Below are 16919 nucleotides of genomic sequence, written 5' to 3'. Positions count from 1 at the left end.
TCTTGGCGTGATTGACGACTGAGCTATTCAGCATTCAGTTGGTAGCCAAGGCCACGAACGGTTTTGATGATCTTTGGTGCGATTTTCTTACGAATACGACCGATGAACACTTCAACCGTGTTTGAGTCTCGGTCGAAGTCTTGCTTGTAGATATGCTCAACCAACTCAGTGCGCGAGATAACCTTGTTTTGGTTATGCATGAAGTACGCGACAACTTTATATTCCAGCGCCGTGAGGCTAATTGCTTGACCTTGCCACAACACTTTAGAACTGCGTGTGTCTAGGCTTAGATCACCGATTTGAAGTATCGGAGCAGCACTGCCTGATGCTCGGCGCAGTTGAGCTCGGATACGGGCAATCAGCTCGACCATCTCAAATGGCTTAGTTAGGTAGTCATCAGCACCGGCGTTCAAGCCCTCAACACGTTGAGTTAGCGTGTCACGAGCACTTAAGATAATCACTGGCGTGTTGATGTTTTCGTCTCGAATGCCTTTTAATACCGTTAGGCCGTCAAGCTTAGGTAAACCTAAATCGAGGACAATCGCGTCCCATTCTTCTGACGTTGCACGGTAGAGTGCGTCGATACCATCTTGAGAGAGCTCTGGAACCCAGTCGGCCCCCTCAAGTGTTTCAATAATTTGTTGGCCCAAACGAGGCTCATCTTCAACGACTAAAATTTTCATAATTGTTCTTCTAATTTCTTCTAATGACTGTTCGTCGTGCTTAGCTCTTCGTCGTACGTAACTAGTCGCCGTGTTTAATTGCGTCTTTAAAGTTGCGGCCTTTGATCATAAGCATTTCTAACGTCTCAGCGTTGTATTCGACTTTGATGATGTTGTTTTGGTAATTGATTTTTAGTTCATACACCCAAATGTCGTCATCTTCTTCTAGTTCTACTTTAATGATTCTGCCATGAAGATCGTTTTCAACCGCCGCATACATTTCTGAGAAAGGGCGAATGTAGCCTTCTCGTACGGCTTCATAGACTTCGTCTTGATCTTCTTCAAATTCGATGCTGGTTCCTGCTTTATGAACGTCCTGCACTAATTCATGACCATTATGATGTGAGTCAGCCCATGCGCCAGCAGAAACAAATAAGCCTAAGCTTATAGAAAACAAAGAAATCATAGCTTTACTAAACATAGCGAATCCTAGAGAAGGTTGATAGCGTTCAGTATAAAAAAGTAATTCTGAACAGAAAGTGAACCTGATTAATAATGAGAATTTGATACCGAAAAACTTAACGCTTAAATGGCGCAGGCTTTAATACATAAGATTAATTGCCGAGTGTTAAGAACGTAAGACTTACTTTTATTCTTAACCTTAACGCTGCTGTAGTTCGTCTTCGAATATCTTGTCTCTCATTTTCCAAAAGCGTCCGACTTTACGGGCAATCACGAATTGAGGTGGGCGGAATCTATGTTGGTGAGCAACCACTTTCGTCGGTGAGGCTTCTTCGAAAGGGCGATGTCTGTCTGCAAGGTGAGGGCGAACAAACTGGTCTTTGAAGTTCTGCTTCTGCTTTTTGCTGGTTAATGACCAAAACTCATGCACTTGCGCTTGGTTTTCTCCGCGATAGGTGACCTTAAGTTGTGATTTACCTTTCTCGTCTTTAAGCACGTTGAGGTCCATTTCCAAGCATTCAAATACCAAGGCATCTTTTAGGTTCAGTGCTTCTTTTAGCTTTTTGTCTGGGTCGACTAAGGTTGCATCGCACTCATGACAAATGCGCGCAGCAATGTCATTATCAGCACCACATTCACCGCAATATTTCGCTCGGAAGCGATAATTACAGTGCTCGCGCTCGCCCGTGTCTTCATCGGTAAAGTAGCCTTGGCATTTGCGCCCAAAGTGCTCAAGCAAGAAGCCATTGCTGTCTAGCTTGCCCCAAAAGTTATTATTGAAGCCGCACGCAGGGCAAGGGATGGTGATGATTTCACTGTCTGAATCGGGTTTAGGGTCGCCAACCTCAGGTTGGTAGAGGTCGTAACTGTTGCCCGCATAGTCGAGCACCAAACACTCTTTTTTACCCGGAGATAGGCGTAAGCCACGGCCAACGATTTGTTGATACAAACTGATGGATTCTGTCGGGCGCAAAATCGCGATTAAATCGACGTGTGGCGCATCAAAACCTGTGGTTAATACCGATACGTTAACCAAAAACTTGATTTTACGTTCTTTGAAGTCGCTGATAATTTGGTCACGCTCGAGCGTCGGCGTATCGCCAATCACAATTGAAGCTTCACCTTCTGGTAATAAGCCGAGGATCTCTTGCGCGTGTCGAACGGTCGCAGCGAATACCATGATGCCTAGTTTATCTTGGGCTAGGTGAATAATCTGATCGACAATCTGTGGGGTCGCTCGTTTCGATTGCTCGATCACCATGTCGAGTTCTGCTTCTTTGTAGCGACCAGTGCTCGCGGGCTTTAACTGCGAAAAGTCATAGCTCAACACGGGTGCATCAATCATGCGTGCAGGAGTTAAGAAACCTTCATCGAGCAGGTAACGAATCGGCAGCTCAAAGATACAGTCGCGGAAGAAACGTGGCTCATCTGAACGCACTTGACCGCGAGTGTGGTATTGATAAATCCAACCCATCCCAAGACGATATGGGGTCGCTGTTAATCCAAGCACCTTGATGCCCGAATTATTCTCGCGTAAGTGAGTGATGACTTTCTGATAACTACTGGTCTTTTCATCGGGAACACGGTGGCATTCGTCGATAACCAACAGCGAAAATTGGTTAGAGAATGAATCGAGATTTCGCACCACAGATTGCACCGAAGCAAACACGACTTGTTGGTCGGTCTCTTTGCGTCCTAAACCCGCAGAGAAAATCGAGCCTTTCAGCCCGTAACCTTCATACTTTTCATGGTTCTGTTCAACCAACTCTTTTACGTGAGCAAGCACCAACACTCGACCTTTCGCAAGCCTTGCTAACTCTGCAATCACAAGGCTTTTTCCTGCACCTGTCGGAAGCACGAGCACTGCCGGAGTTTGGTGTTTTCTGAAGTAATGAATCACTGATTTTACAGAATCAGCTTGGTACGGGCGGAGTGTATACATATCGCGTCTTGTAAGAAGGAAAACAAATAGTGTGAAATAGCTCAACTAATTGAGCAAAGGTGACTATAATACCCGACTTAGATTAGTTGAGGTATTCATGCGTTTAGATAAATTTCTGTGCGATGCATTAGGCGTCACTCGAAGAGAAGCAACACACTTATTAAAATCCAAGGCAGTGACAGTAAATGATGTCATTCAAAAAAGCGGCTCACTCAAGGTAACTGAAGAGTGCGTTGTGGAATGGCAAGGCAATGAACTGAATGTTCACGGCCCACGTTACATCATGCTTTATAAGCCAGAAGGCTTTGTTTGTTCGCATGAAGATGGCGCAAATCGTATCGCGTTTGAATTACTTGATGAAATCAAAATGGACAAGCTGCACTTTGCTGGTCGTCTAGATATTGATACAACAGGTCTTGTATTGATTACCGACGATGGTAAGTGGTCTCACCGTATCACTTCGCCAAAGCACAAGTGCGAGAAGACGTACCGTGTGTGGTTGGTTGAACCTGTTGAAGACGATTACGTTGAAAAATTCAAAGAGGGCATCCAGCTTAAGAGCGAAGATGGCCTAACACTTCCTGCACACCTAGAAGTTCGTGCAGAGCGTGAAGTGCTGCTAACGATTCACGAAGGCAAATACCACCAAGTTAAACGTATGTTTGCTGCTCTTGGTAACAAGGTAGAAGCACTACACCGTGAACGTATTGGCGAAATTGAGATGGACGAATCTTTAGAGTTAGGTGAATACCGTTACCTAACGCAAGAAGAAGTCGATTCAATCTGGAAGTAGTCCTTAGCTAGAAGTTGCTCTTAACAAGAAATTGTTCTTAACAAGAGACCACTTTTGCTGGAAATAGCCCTTTCGTTGTAAAGCCGACCATGGATAGCGTCGGCTGATGATGTTGACTGGTACTAGGAAAGTCTCAGCCAATCTTTGACTCGCGTACTCACGCTAGTCCCTAGCTCTATCAGTTGAACATTCGGAGAACCATGCAAACATCGACCTCACAGAGCCAAAGCTCCCAACTAGAAACACCTCAATTAGGCTTAGTGCTGTTTTTGATTCTAGGTGCGATTGGTGCACTTACTCCGCTAGCCATTGATATGTATCTGCCAGCGATGCCGACCATTGCTAAAGATCTTGGTGTGACGGCGGGTGAGGTACAAATCACGCTAACAGCCTATACCGCAGGTTTCGCGCTGGGGCAGTTGCTGCATGGCCCGTTGGCGGATAGCTATGGTCGCAAGCCTGTACTGCTTATTGGTGTGTTCTTGTTTGCTATCGCTTCTATGGTGAGTGCGACAACTCATGGCATTGAAGCGCTGACTTACATCCGTACCGCTCAAGGTTTTGCTGGTGCTGCGGCGGCCGTTATCATCCAAGCGGTGGTAAGAGATATGTTCGATCGTGAAGATTTCGCAAGAACCATGTCTTTCGTTACTTTGGTGATGACAGTTGCGCCATTGGTTGCTCCGATGATTGGCGGTTACTTAGCGTTGTGGTTCGGTTGGCGTTCAATTTTCTGGGTTCTGGCTATTTTTGCGGTGATCGTGATTCTGGCGGTATCGATGAAGATCCCAGAAACGCTTCCTGCAGAAAACCGACAACCATTGCGCTTTAAAACAACGATTCGTAACTATGCTCGACTGTGTAAGAACCCAACGGCGATGGGCCTGATTTTCTCTGGTGCATTCTCATTTTCAGGGATGTTTGCGTTCTTAACGGCAGGTTCATTCGTTTACATCGATATCTATGGCGTTCGCCCTGATCTGTTTGGCTACCTGTTCGGCTTGAATATTGTTGCTATGATCTTGATGACGAGCATCAACGGTCGAATCGTTAAGAAAGTGGGCTCTCACGCTATGCTCAGAGTCGGTTTAACCATTCAACTGTTTGCGGGCTTAGGTCTGTTAGTCGGTTGGATGTTAGATATCGGTTTGTGGGGTATTGTGCCATTCGTGATGCTGTTTATCGGCACACTGTCTACCATTGGTAGTAACTCAATGGCACTGCTTTTAAGCGGATACCCGAATATGGCCGGCACAGCTTCTTCGCTTGCAGGCACATTAAGATTTGGTACTGGTTCTGTAGTGGGGGCAATTGTTGCTATGCTACCAAGTGACACTGCAGGGCCAATGGCTATGATGATGGCAGCATGTGCAATACTGTCAGCATTACTATATTGGACATTAGGAAAGAAGGCATAATGTCAAAATACTATATTGAAATTCAGAAGTTAGTGAACGATGCGCTGGGCGAGCTGTATGCTCTGCATAAGTCTGGTAAAGCGATCGACGCACCTATCGCGAACAACCTTTATCTTGTTCGTTGGGTAACAAAAGCGATTAAATCTCAAGCTTATGATCGCGTGATTGTGCCTGACTTAGTTCGCTGGCAGAAACAGGGTCGCTCAAAAGGCAACAACTCTGATTTAACTTTTACCTTTAAACGTATTTCTGCGTTTTACGGACGTTTTTTCCCTGAAGGCGAAGAGCCTAAAACGCTAAAAGACAGTGATGTTGAAGCGTTCATGGATAAAATGTACGAGATGGGTTGGAGCGTATCGAGTGAAGACGAGCTAACGACTGGCGGCAAGATTCAATTCTTCACCGATGGCGAGCACTCTTTTGCTTTATGCGGTAAACAGTGTGACGACTCTTTCGACGGGGAGTTGATGGTTAAGCCAATGAACTGGTTTGTTCGTGGCAACCATGCTGAGTTCATCCAAGCGGCGATGGAAGCGGGCTTCATGCTTCACAAAGTAACGGACTATAAGTCTGCGGTGAAGTATCACGGTGAATACATCGTTTACCCTGCTAACCAAGGCAACCAACTGGCTGAGATCCCAATTAGCGTTATCGGCTAATAGCGGATTCGAGATGAGAGATACGAAGAGCGGAATTATCCGCTCTTTTTTGTCTCTCATAGCGCGTGTCGCTAATTTGCTGTTAAGTCTTTTCGCATCCCGTTACCCGAATCTCGCATCTGCTTTTAATCCTGTTCTTTAGCCTGCTTCTCAATTGCCTTCACCATGCCTTTAAAAATAAACAGGTGGGCTGGCATCATAGCAAACCAATACAGTAACCCTAGAAACCCCTTTGGATGCCACCAAGCCGAGATATTCAGCTCGCGAGAGTCACCGTGGTCAGAGACAGTAATCTCGAGTCGCCCTAAACCGGGGCCTTTCATACCGAAAAGCAGAGATAAAAACTGATTCTCTTCACAGCGAATGACCTTCCATGAATCGATTTTGTCACCGACTTTTAGGTTGGGCCCTTCTGGCATTTGTCGAACCGGTACACCGCCACCGAAAAGAACATCCAACCATTCGCGTGTGCGCCATAAAGTGTTAGCAAAGAAGTAACCTTGCTTCGGGCTTCCGATTTGCTTAGCAACATGCCAAAGCGATTCCAATGAAGCGCTTGAGGTGATACTTGCGCCTGTTTTCTTCGGGTAATAGCCATACCCAGCTTGCCAGCGTTTGAATGCGGTTTTATCAAAGCCCCATACATTGCTTTTGACAAAGTTTCCTTCAGCGTGAATGGCTTGTTCAACCATATTTTCGAACGAGATAAGCTTCTGAGGGTACTTTTCTCTAATGATGGTCGAACTGGCGATGAAGTCGTGCTTTAAGCCTGCAAGTAGTGCTCTACCTATGTTAGACGGTACAGAAGTCACCACACCTAACCAATATGAAGCAATCTTTGGTGTCAGTAGCGATGTCGCCCATAGTTTGAGTGGACGATCGGCGGTTTTAGCAATATGAGCAAATTGGTTTCGGTAAGAGACAATATCCGGCCCGCCAACCTCAAAGGTTTGGCTTTCGCTAGGCGTGTCTTGTGCGAGTTTTAGTAAATAGTGGTTCAGGTTCTGCAAAGCAATCGGGTTGGCTTTAGAGTCAACCCATTTTGGCGCAATCATAATCGGCAAGTTGTACACGAAATCTCGCATGATCTCGAATGCCGCAGATCCTGGGCCAATGATCACGCCAGCTTGAAGTTCGGTAACGGGTACAGGCCCTTTACGAAGCAATTCGCCGGTTTTCTTTCTCGCTTGAAGGTGCTCTGAATCACCAGTCTGAGGCTGTAAAGAACTCAGGTAGATGACGTGTTGATTCTTTGGCCCAAGAGCAGAAACAAAGTTACGGGCTAAGTTCAGCTCATAATCGATAAAGTCGTGGCCTTCCGCCATGCCATGGACGAGAAAGAAGATAAGATCAAAGTCGGGGACTAAGGCTTGTGTCGCAGCTTGATCGGCCAGATCAAGATACTCAAGCGATAAGCTTTCGTGAGGCTCGGTCCGTGCCTTTAAATAGTCGATATGCCTTGCTGCTGCCGTGACTTGATAGCCTTGCTCAAGCAGGAGAGGGAGGAGTTGCGAACCAACATATCCAGAAGCGCCTAAAACCAGTACTTTCTTCATTGTTACTCCATTTATATCTGTGGTTAAAAACCGAACATTGATATAATAGCGCGATATTTATCTTTATTCATCAATACGTTCCGTTTAGGTATCTCTCTATGTTGCTCTCTTCAATTATTCATCACACACGAGGTGATTTTGTTCGCAGGCTTATTGCGATTGCACTGCCCATCACCTTGCAGAGCATTATGTTTTCAAGCCGAGGCTTGGTGGATGTATTGATGTTGGGCCAACTTGGCGAAGCAGACATCGCAGCTGTGGGGGTGGCGAGCCGAGCGATGTTCGTGACGACCATTATGCTGGTGGGTGTTACCACGGGCGGTGCTCTTCTTACTGCTCAATATTGGGGCGCGGGTAACAGACAAGGTGTGAGAGAAAGCACTGCGCTGACGTGGCTGGTGTCGACACTGTTTGCTTTACTGACTATCGCGTTTTTCGTTTCATTTCCTGCACAAATCATGGGCGTGACGACCGACTCTCAAGAGGTCATCAACTTAGGCGTTGAATACATCGTAATTACGTCATTTAGCATGCTAGCGGTATCGTGTGTCAGCAGTATGGCTGTGGGTTTGAGAGCGATGCACAAACCCGGGCTAAGTACATTTTTCAGCGGTATCGGCATCCTGTCTAACGTGTTCTTAAACTGGGTGCTGATCTTCGGTAACTTAGGCTTTCCTGCGCTTGGAATCAAAGGTGCGGCGATTGCGACGGTACTGAGTGGCGCGATTGAAGTCGCGACTTTGTTTGGTTATCTCTATTTCTCTAAGCATTTATTAGCATTTAAGTTTTGCGATATTAAAGCGGCAGCTTCGATTGATAAGGTGGTTCGCTTCTTGAAGCTGTCTCTGCCGACCACGTTTAACTTCTTAGCATGGGCGGGTGGTTTGTTTGTTTGCCACGCGATCATGGGGCAATCGGGCGTTCAAGGTCTGGCTGCGCTATCGGTCATGACGCCGGTTGAATCTATCTCATTGAGTTTATTGATTGGCCTTTCGAATGCGGCAGCTGTTTTGGTGGGTAATCAACTTGGTGCGAAAAACAATGAAGCGGTTTACTATCAAGCGCTTGGCTTAACAATTTTGTGTTTCTTAACTAGTATTGTTGTAGCCGTTTTTCTCTATTTCGTTCAAACGCCAATACTTAATGCCTTTAGCGCACTGACGGAAGAAACCAGAGCCCTCTCAGAGAAGTTCATTCTGATCCTCTGTGTGGGTATTGTCATTCGCTCGGTGCCATTGACTGTGATCGTTGGGGTGTTGAGAGCGGGTGGTGATGTGAAGTTCTGCCTCTATCAAGATTTGATTGCTCAGTGGGTGATCGGTATCCCATTGGCAGCCATCGCGGCTATCTATTTTAAGTTTCCACCTGAGTGGGTATATCTGCTTTTCCTAACGGAAGAAGTCCTCAAGTGGGGCGGGTCGCTCTATCGCATGAAAACAAGAAAATGGATTAAAAACTTGATAGGAAGTTGAAGTAGGGCGCACCAATCGCATCACTTTATCGTTGGCGTGTGATCTATCTTTCAAAATACTTCCTCCTAACAGGGAATTAGTGTAGATTCTCCTTCCAAATTCTAACTAATGCGAGCTGTTTAATGTTAAAGCTGTCAGACCTATGTAAAGGCTATGTCGACGGGGGGGAGTTCCACCCTGTTTTGCAAGGTGCTGAGTTAACATTAAACCAAGGCGATCAACTCGCATTAATGGGAGAAAGCGGTTCAGGGAAAAGTACATTATTGAATCTTATCGCGGGTTTAGACCTAGCAGACTCAGGTGAAATTGCTTTTCCTCATTTCAACATGCACGCCTCCACTGAACGTGATCGTACTGCTTATCGCCGAAATAATATTGGCCATATCTTCCAGCAATTCAACTTACTGCCAACGCTTAATATTGCCGATAACATTCGCTTTTGCCGTCAATTAAAGGGTTTACCAGAAGATAAAGGACTCTGGAGACAAATTCTTTCTGCTTTAGACCTTATGCCTTTACTGGGCCGTTACCCTGAAGAAGCGTCTGGTGGCCAACAACAACGTGCGGCCATTGCGCGTGCGCTGTATATGGAACCAAAAATATTGCTGGCCGATGAGCCGACCGGTAGTTTAGATGAGCGTAATGCAGAAGCGGTAATGCGTTTGCTGACCTCTTTGGCTCGTCAATTAGAATGTACGTTGCTGTTGGTAACACACAGTGAAAAAGTAGCTCTGCACATGGATGGTAGGATCCGTCTACAAGGAGGGCAACTGCATGTTATGGCCCGTAGTTAAGGCACTACTCGGTCACTATCGACGTTATCCACTGCAAATTATTTTGGTATGGCTTGGTTTAACCCTCGGCGTATCACTTTTGGTTGGTGTTACTGCTATCAACCAACACGCCAAGCAAAGCTATGCGCATGGTGAAAAACTCTTTTCGAATCCTCTTCCTTACCGTATTCGACCAAAACACAACGCCAATAAAATCCCGCAAGGCTTTTATATCCAGCTTCGCCGTGAAGGCTTTCAACAGTGTTCTCCTCTTGATCACCATCGTATCACTGATGAAAATGGCGCAAACTTCATGGTTGTCGGTATAGATCCTGTTTCTATGCTTCAGCTACAACCTGATATAGCGTTAAAAGACCTCACCGCTTTGAACCTCATGAAGCCACCATATCCAATCCTTGTCAGTGATGATCTTGCTGAACACATGGAATGGCACAACGGTGATTACATCCCTTTGATGGATGGTTCTGAACTTGGTCCTGTGGTTGTTGATCAAAATAATATGATTAATGGTACAAGGTTGATTGCGGATATCTCCTTGCTCCGAATGCTTAAACGCAGTGCTGGGCTTTCAGTGATTGCTTGTTCAGACATGCCCACCGAGAAGTTTGAACGTCTTAAAAACATGTTACCCAATGGTTTGACGATCTCTCGTAGCTCTAAGGCAGAGCTTGAGTCGCTGACCAGTGCGTTCCACTTAAACCTAAAAGCGATGGGTATGCTGTCGTTTGTGGTTGGTTTATTTATTTTCTATCAGGCGATGTCGCTTTCTTTTATTCAGCGTCAACCGTTAGTCGGGATTTTAAGACAAACGGGTGTGTCTGGTTGGCAACTGACTAAAGCGCTCTGTTTAGAGTTACTGCTATTGGTTTTACTGAGCTGGATCTGCGGCAATGTATTTGGCGTGATGCTAGCAAACCAATTGTTACCTGCCGTATCTTCAAGCTTGGGCGATTTATACGACGCTAACGTCGGCTTAACGATCGACTGGAATTGGCGTTGGAGTGGTTACAGCTTACTGATGGCATTGATTGGTGCTTTCTTAGCGTGTGCGTGGCCACTGGTTCGTTTACTTAAGTCTCAACCGATTCGTCTGTCTTCTCGTTTGTCTTTGATGCGTTTTGCGGGTACCGAGTTCACTTGGCAAGCGTTGATTGGCTGTGGCTTCTTGGTTGCTGCTGTTGCTGTGTATCAAGCCCCTCAGACTCAAGAAACGGGTTTTGCGATTATCGCGCTAATGCTGATCAGTGTGGCGCTATTTACCCCGTTTTTGATGTGGAAGTTATTTAACAGCCTCTCTTATTCGTTGCGCTGGGTTCGTGCTCGCTGGTTCTTTGCTGATGCAGCTTCCAGTATGAGCTACCGTGGCGTGGCGACGATGGCGTTTATGTTAGCCTTAACAGCCAATATTGGTGTAGAAACCATGGTCGGTAGCTTTAGAGATACCACTGATAAATGGCTAACACAGCGTTTGGCTGCCGATCTGTATATCTACCCAACCAACAATGCCGCTGCTCGTATGAGTAATTGGTTATCTGACCAACCTGAAGTGGATTCGGTTTGGTGGCGTTGGGAGAAAGATGTGGCGTCTCCAGTCGGTAGTATTCAGGTGGTCAGTACGGGGCCTTCTGAAGGTGAGCTAGAAGCGCTGACGATCAAATTAGGTATTCCGAATTACTGGTTTCACTTACATCACTCTAAAGGTGTGTTGATCAGTGAATCGATGTCTCTCAAGCTGGGGATTCGCCCTGGCGACTACATTGACCTCTATGATAGTCTCGGCTCTGGTTGGCAGGTTGTCGGTGTTTATTACGATTACGGTAATCCTTACCATCAAGTCATGATGTCGCATCGAAACTGGCTGTATGGCTTTGCAGGGCGGGGTAATGTCGGCCTTGGGGTAATACTCAAAGACGATGTGAATTCATTAGGGCTTCGCAGCCGATTAGAAAGCGTATTCAGGCTTGGTTCCGAGCGCGTTTTCGATAACAACAACATCCACAGTCAAGCGATGCGGGTGTTCGATAGGACGTTCGCGATTGCAGATACATTAGGTAACATCACCTTGGTTATCGCCGTCTTCGGTATTTTCTTTGCGACGGTTGCGGGAGAAGTGTCTCGCCAAAGGCATATTTCCTTGCAGCGCTGTTTGGGTGTCTCGGCGAAAGAACTGATCCTGACAGGTAGTTTGCAGTTGTTTGTGTTTGGGCTTATTTCCTCCTTAATTGCGATTCCGCTCGGATTAGCGCTAGCGAGCCTAATTGTTGATATCGTGATAAAGCAGTCTTTTGGGTGGTCACTTGAGTTACAAGTGATTCCTTGGGACTATTTGCAGACATTTGCATGGGCCATGGCAGCATTGATGCTAGCTGGTGCTTTACCAGTGATGAGAATGATTCGGAACACTCCGATGAAATCACTGAGGGATGCGCTTTAGTATGTTTTTACGGAATACCTCAAATAAGTTAAGACAACGAATCCTGTCTTCTCTGCTATTAATCAGTTTCTTCGGCATCTTTTTAAGTGTTTGGGGTTATTACTCCTATTTCATCGATCCTGGTGAAAAGGGCGTGAATGAAGTTAACTCAATATTGGTTAATGAACACTTCAATGTGTTCGAACCTGTTTTGCCAGACCGTAATGTTTCGCTACCACAAGATTTTAAGTTCCACCCAGAATTTCAGCACGAGTGGTGGCATTACTTCGCGTCTTTGAAAGGTGATGATGGTAAAGACTATTCGGTTCAGTGGAGTTTTTTTCGTATCGCAACGGACGAACGTGAAACACCGGGGTGGCAAAGCCCTCAAGTCTATATCTCAAATGTGGTGGTCTCTTCTAAGTCCAAAGTATGGAAAGAACAGCGCATGGCTCGTGGCGGTATTGGCCAAGCGGGAATGACTAATCGTCCATTCAGACTTTGGATTGATAACTGGAACTGGCGTGCACTCGGCAACACCCCATTCCCCGGGCGCCTTCAAGTGCAAACTGATACGTTTGGACTAGAACTCGACACCATTGCAAAAGGGCCCTATGTGCTCAACGGCGATAACGGTTATCAGAAAAAGCACGACTTATTACCTGTCGCGTCTTATAACTTCAGCGCTCCATTTTTATCGTTGAGCGGTGTGTTGAACCTAGACGGCGTTACCAAGGAAGTGGAAGGAACTGCGTGGGTACATAAAGAGTGGGGCAGTGGCTTACTTGGAGTGGGCCAACAAGGTTGGGATTGGTTTGTATTTAACCTCGATGACGGCACAGCGCTGAGCATTAACCGCTATCGTCATAACCAACAGTTGCCTTACATATTCGGGACATTAGCAACGCGCTCAGGCAAAGTTTACCAATTAACGGAATCCGACATTTCCATTCAACCATTGCAAAATACAACGTTGATGAATGGAAGACGGATGCCTTTGCAGTGGATCATTAACGTCCCTAAGCATGATATCAACCTCACAACGCGTATTATACGCAGGGATATGTGGCTTCCATTTGTCATACCATATTGGGAAGGGCCGATTAAGGCGAGCGGGAGCCATGAAGCGACAGGCTTTATGCAGTTAACTGGCTACTAAAAAACACCTAAGGCTATAATTTGATAGCCTTTTTTTATGCCTGCGCCTTTTAGCGTCCCCCAATGAATTGTGCATACAGGTTCGATGATCTCATCTATACTTAATTCATGGTGCATAACAACATTATGGAATATACGACGTATTGTTTAGTATTTGTAGGAAAAACCGAAGTTAAACATCCGAAGAAGTGATTATCTATCGATTACGCTTGGATATAAACTCATGGTTATTCTTTGTTATTCGTTTATTTAAATAATAAATATAAGGGCGAAATCATGACCGACGTCATCCGTGACTTCTTTAAAATGGAATCTGCTGGCGGCATCATACTAGTCATCGCTGCGGCGATCGCAATGTTTGTAGCAAACTCACCACTGAACGAAATGTACCAAAGCGTATTGCATAGTTACGTTCTTGGTATGTCTGTGTCTCACTGGATTAACGATGGCTTAATGGCTGTCTTCTTCCTTCTAATCGGCTTAGAAGTTAAGCGCGAACTTTTAGAAGGCGCATTAAAGTCTAAAGAGACAGCAATCTTCCCAGCTATCGCAGCCGTTGGCGGTATGCTAGCTCCGGCACTTATTTACGTGCTATTTAACTCAAGTAACCCAGAAGCGCTTCAAGGTTGGGCTATCCCAGCGGCAACTGATATTGCATTCGCATTAGGTATCATGGCGCTTCTTGGTAACCGTGTACCGGTTAGCTTGAAGGTGTTCCTATTGGCTTTAGCAATTATCGATGACCTTGGCGTTGTTGTTATCATTGCACTGTTCTACTCAGGCGACCTATCAACGCTTGCGTTAACGGTTGGTTTCATCGCAACTGGTGTGCTGTTCATGCTAAACAACAAGCATGTAACTAAGCTGAGTGTGTATCTCATTGTTGGTGCAATTCTGTGGTTTGCAGTATTGAAGTCTGGTGTTCATGCAACGCTGGCTGGTGTAGTGATTGGTTTTGCTATCCCACTGAAAGGCAATAAAGGTGAACATTCTCCGCTGAAGCATCTAGAACATGCTCTGCACCCATACGTCGCTTTTGCAATCTTGCCAGTCTTTGCTTTTGCAAACGCAGGTATTTCATTGGAAGGTATCTCAATCTCAAGCCTAACAGGTATGCTACCGCTTGGTATCGCTATGGGTCTATTGATTGGTAAGCCTCTTGGTATCTTTGCATTCAGCTGGGGTGCGGTGAAATTGGGTGTTGCTAAGCTCCCTGAAGGTGTGAACTTTATGAACATCTTCGCAGTATCTGTCCTGTGTGGTATTGGTTTTACAATGTCTATCTTTATTTCATCACTAGCATTTGGCCCAACGAATGTAGAGTTTGACACACTAGCTCGACTAGGCATCCTGATGGGATCTACAACAGCTGCAATTCTAGGTTACTTCCTGCTAAGCGTTTCTTTACCGAAAACAGCAAAGCAACAAGAAGTAAAACTATAATCAGCGGTAGGCTCGTTTAACGGCGAGCCTATTCACTGATTAACAAGTCAATTTCTGAGTAGCAAGAAGAGTCAATGAGTCATCCCTCGGCTCATGTGACGACAAAGAACAAAAAGCCGTGATGGGCAACCCTATCACGGCTTTCTTGATCTTATCGCTAAGCTGCTGTTCGAACACTCGCTCTTGCTCTACATCTACAGTGACAATGTCACGCTACTTTTCAAGCGTGGTGAATATGGTCCACTCCTCGACGATCTGCTCGCTTAGTCCGACAACTGTGGCTGTTACTCGGCGGTTCAGTGCATGAGACGTAGCATCGTTGCCATCGCTCTCTAAGCGGTTTTCACCGTAACCAACAACTCTTACTCGGCTCGGGTCGATACCATTCGACAACAGTTCATCTTCAACGTGGTGAGCACGTTTCTTTGATAGCTCTAAGTTGTATTCACTCGCGCCGACTTTACTGGCGTAACCTTGAATCTCTATCGATGCACTTTGGTAGGTTTCTAAGAACTCAGCCATGGTAGTGATTTGATCTGAGAAGATAGGGTTAACTTCATAGGAGTCATTGGCAAAAAGGATGTTCAGCTGTCTGACTTCTTGCGAGCTAACCGTCTCTCCACAGCCTTCGTTGTCTACCAGAGACGACTCTGGTGTGCCAGGGCAGGTGTCTCGTGCATTGACCACACCATCGTTATCATCATCCTGCAGGTCAGAAATTTGCTCCGCTTCTGGCGTTTCTATGTAGGGCTCTTCATTTTGGCTAGAGCATGCACATAGCGTTATCGTTAATGCAGAAAGTAATAAATAAGGTCTCTTCATCATTAATACTCCACGGCCGTTGTCCACTCGTCTGGAATATCGACCAGTAGAGCGTTCAATAGAGAGCCTGTCGCGTTCATTACACGGTATTTAGCGTACTGTTCAGAGTAATGCGCATCTAAGTAATCTTTACGGGCTTCAAACAATTCGTTTTCAGTGTTAAGCAGATCAAGGAGCGTACGCTTACCGATTCGATATTGTTTCTCATAAGCGATAACGGTTTCTGATGCCGAATCCACGTGATCAGACAAGAAGTTCTTTTGTTGTAACGTCAGATCCAATGCACTCCAAGAGAGGCGAAGGCCTTCTTCAACTTGTCGATAAGCACGATCTCTTAGATCTTTTGCTTTATTGAGTTGGTAAGCTGCAGCTTCTGAATTAGCACTATCGGTACCACCGTTGTAGAGGTTGTATCGCATTCTCAACATTGCCAAAGTCTCTTGGCTCGAACCTTCATCGCCTCCAGCATCATCTCGCCATGATTGAGATGCCTCGATAGAGAACGTCGGGTAGTTAACCCCTTTTGATTGTTTGTACTGGAAGTGCGCTGAATCGACATCTGCAGTCGCGACTTTGATGACTGGGTGTTGGTCCAGAGCATCAACAAGCGCGTCTGATAATGACAGAGGAATCATAGAAATATCGGCTCTTGGGTAGACTAAGCCAAGCGGTTCTTGACCCACTATTCTTCTAAATTGGGTGTGGGTATCAATTAGGTTGTTCTGTGCGGCTAATAAGTTGCCGTGAGCTTTTGCAATCCTTGCTTCTACCTGAGATACATCTGCGGTTGAGCCTATGCCTGAGACTGCACGCTTTTTGATGTCTTTATAGATTTTCTTGTGGATAGCGAGGTTACTTTCCGAAAGGGCTAAAACTTCAGTTGCTTTGACTGCGTCTAAGTAGATCTGTGTGACCTCTAGCGCTTTGTCTTCGGCATCCGCGAGCAATTGCAAACGAACCGATTCTGCTTCTGCGGCAGTACGATCAATATCATTGAGAGTCGACGAACCATCCCACAACAACTGAGTGAGGGATATGGTGGCTTCCTTTCGTGTGAGATCGGTATCAGGACCGTTGTTTGGCGCAGGGTTTATGCCTTCATAGCCAATACCAGCATCAAGATCGATACTCGGCCTATAAGCACCACCTGCGGCATCGTTTCGTTTTTGTACACTCACAAACTCATTAAAAATACTTTTTATCTCAGGATTGGTAGCCAAGGTAATGGCAACAGCCTGTTCTAAAGTCTGAGCAGAGAGTGGGGTTGCAATAGCTAAGCAACAGATGATGGGTAATTTAAACAGTCTCAAAGTAGGTCTCCTTCT

Annotated in this window: 14 protein-coding genes; 8 read left to right on the top strand and 6 right to left on the bottom strand. The window is 45.8% G+C overall.

The genetic code is table 11. The annotated features are described in order from the left end of the window. Positions 1–23: 23 nt before the first annotated feature. The 3 genes from LMH68_RS02075 to LMH68_RS02065 all read right to left on the bottom strand — a co-directional run bounded on the left by LMH68_RS02075 (position 24) and on the right by LMH68_RS02065 (position 3066). Positions 24–683, bottom strand: a complete 660-nt coding sequence (locus tag LMH68_RS02075) for a response regulator transcription factor (RefSeq protein ID WP_229647211.1) — start codon at positions 681–683, stop codon at positions 24–26. 61 nt (positions 684–744) lie between these two features. Further along, complete coding sequence (locus tag LMH68_RS02070) at positions 745–1143, bottom strand: PepSY domain-containing protein (RefSeq protein ID WP_017066076.1); 399 nt, start codon at positions 1141–1143, stop codon at positions 745–747. 180 nt (positions 1144–1323) lie between these two features. Continuing rightward, complete coding sequence (locus LMH68_RS02065) at positions 1324–3066, bottom strand: DEAD/DEAH box helicase (RefSeq protein WP_017066075.1); 1743 nt, start codon at positions 3064–3066, stop codon at positions 1324–1326. Positions 3067–3163: 97 nt separating this feature from the next. Here LMH68_RS02065 and rsuA point away from each other — a divergent pair, with 97 nt between their 5' ends. The 3 genes from rsuA (at position 3164) to LMH68_RS02050 (ending at position 5936) form a co-directional block, all read left to right on the top strand. Beyond that, positions 3164–3859: a 16S rRNA pseudouridine(516) synthase RsuA gene (gene rsuA / locus LMH68_RS02060; protein WP_017060380.1), complete on the top strand. Its 696-nt coding sequence runs from the start codon at positions 3164–3166 to the stop codon at positions 3857–3859. Between the two features lie 200 nt (positions 3860–4059). Then, the gene (locus tag LMH68_RS02055) at positions 4060–5277 is read left to right on the top strand and encodes a Bcr/CflA family multidrug efflux MFS transporter (RefSeq protein WP_017060381.1); all 1218 of its coding nucleotides are present in this window, start codon (positions 4060–4062) and stop codon (positions 5275–5277) included. Next, on the top strand, positions 5277–5936 hold the full coding sequence (locus tag LMH68_RS02050; RefSeq protein ID WP_017060382.1) for a DUF2913 family protein: 660 nt from the start codon (positions 5277–5279) through the stop codon (positions 5934–5936). The genes LMH68_RS02055 and LMH68_RS02050 overlap by 1 nt, the downstream gene beginning before the upstream one ends. 125 nt (positions 5937–6061) lie before the next feature. Here the strand turns inward: LMH68_RS02050 and LMH68_RS02045 are convergent, their stop codons facing one another. Then, positions 6062–7492, bottom strand: a complete 1431-nt coding sequence (locus LMH68_RS02045) for a DUF2867 domain-containing protein (protein WP_229647212.1) — start codon at positions 7490–7492, stop codon at positions 6062–6064. A 98-nt stretch (positions 7493–7590) separates the two neighbouring features. On the opposite strand from LMH68_RS02045, the gene LMH68_RS02040 reads away from it, so the two are divergent. From LMH68_RS02040 to nhaA, 5 genes are all read left to right on the top strand, one after another. After that, complete coding sequence (locus LMH68_RS02040; RefSeq protein WP_229647213.1) at positions 7591–8964, top strand: MATE family efflux transporter; 1374 nt, start codon at positions 7591–7593, stop codon at positions 8962–8964. Positions 8965–9086: 122 nt separating this feature from the next. Beyond that, the gene (locus LMH68_RS02035) at positions 9087–9758 is read left to right on the top strand and encodes an ABC transporter ATP-binding protein (protein ID WP_010441489.1); all 672 of its coding nucleotides are present in this window, start codon (positions 9087–9089) and stop codon (positions 9756–9758) included. Beyond that, positions 9739–12192, top strand: a complete 2454-nt coding sequence (locus LMH68_RS02030; RefSeq protein WP_229647214.1) for an ABC transporter permease — start codon at positions 9739–9741, stop codon at positions 12190–12192. The genes LMH68_RS02035 and LMH68_RS02030 overlap by 20 nt, the downstream gene beginning before the upstream one ends. Then, positions 12182–13330 carry a lipocalin-like domain-containing protein gene (locus LMH68_RS02025; RefSeq protein WP_017070605.1) on the top strand — a complete coding sequence of 383 codons (1149 nt, stop codon included), beginning with the start codon at positions 12182–12184 and terminating at the stop codon, positions 13328–13330. The genes LMH68_RS02030 and LMH68_RS02025 overlap by 11 nt, the downstream gene beginning before the upstream one ends. 275 nt (positions 13331–13605) lie before the next feature. Further along, a complete protein-coding gene (nhaA, locus tag LMH68_RS02020; protein WP_229647215.1) occupies positions 13606–14772 on the top strand; it encodes a Na+/H+ antiporter NhaA in 1167 nt (388 codons plus the stop codon). A 213-nt stretch (positions 14773–14985) separates the two neighbouring features. On the opposite strand, the gene LMH68_RS02015 is transcribed toward nhaA, so the two are convergent. Both LMH68_RS02015 and LMH68_RS02010 read right to left on the bottom strand, forming a co-directional pair. Continuing rightward, positions 14986–15597: an OmpA family protein gene (locus LMH68_RS02015; RefSeq protein WP_229647216.1), complete on the bottom strand. Its 612-nt coding sequence runs from the start codon at positions 15595–15597 to the stop codon at positions 14986–14988. Continuing rightward, a complete protein-coding gene (locus tag LMH68_RS02010) occupies positions 15597–16904 on the bottom strand; it encodes a TolC family outer membrane protein (RefSeq protein WP_102333196.1) in 1308 nt (435 codons plus the stop codon). The genes LMH68_RS02015 and LMH68_RS02010 overlap by 1 nt, the downstream gene beginning before the upstream one ends. Positions 16905–16919: the final 15 nt, after the last annotated feature.

Source organism: Vibrio sp. F13 (assembly GCF_020806305.2).
Lineage (GTDB): Bacteria > Pseudomonadota > Gammaproteobacteria > Enterobacterales > Vibrionaceae > Vibrio > Vibrio crassostreae_C.
The sequence above is the reverse complement of the archived record's forward strand: the minus strand, read 5'-3'. Positions and strand labels throughout refer to the sequence as shown.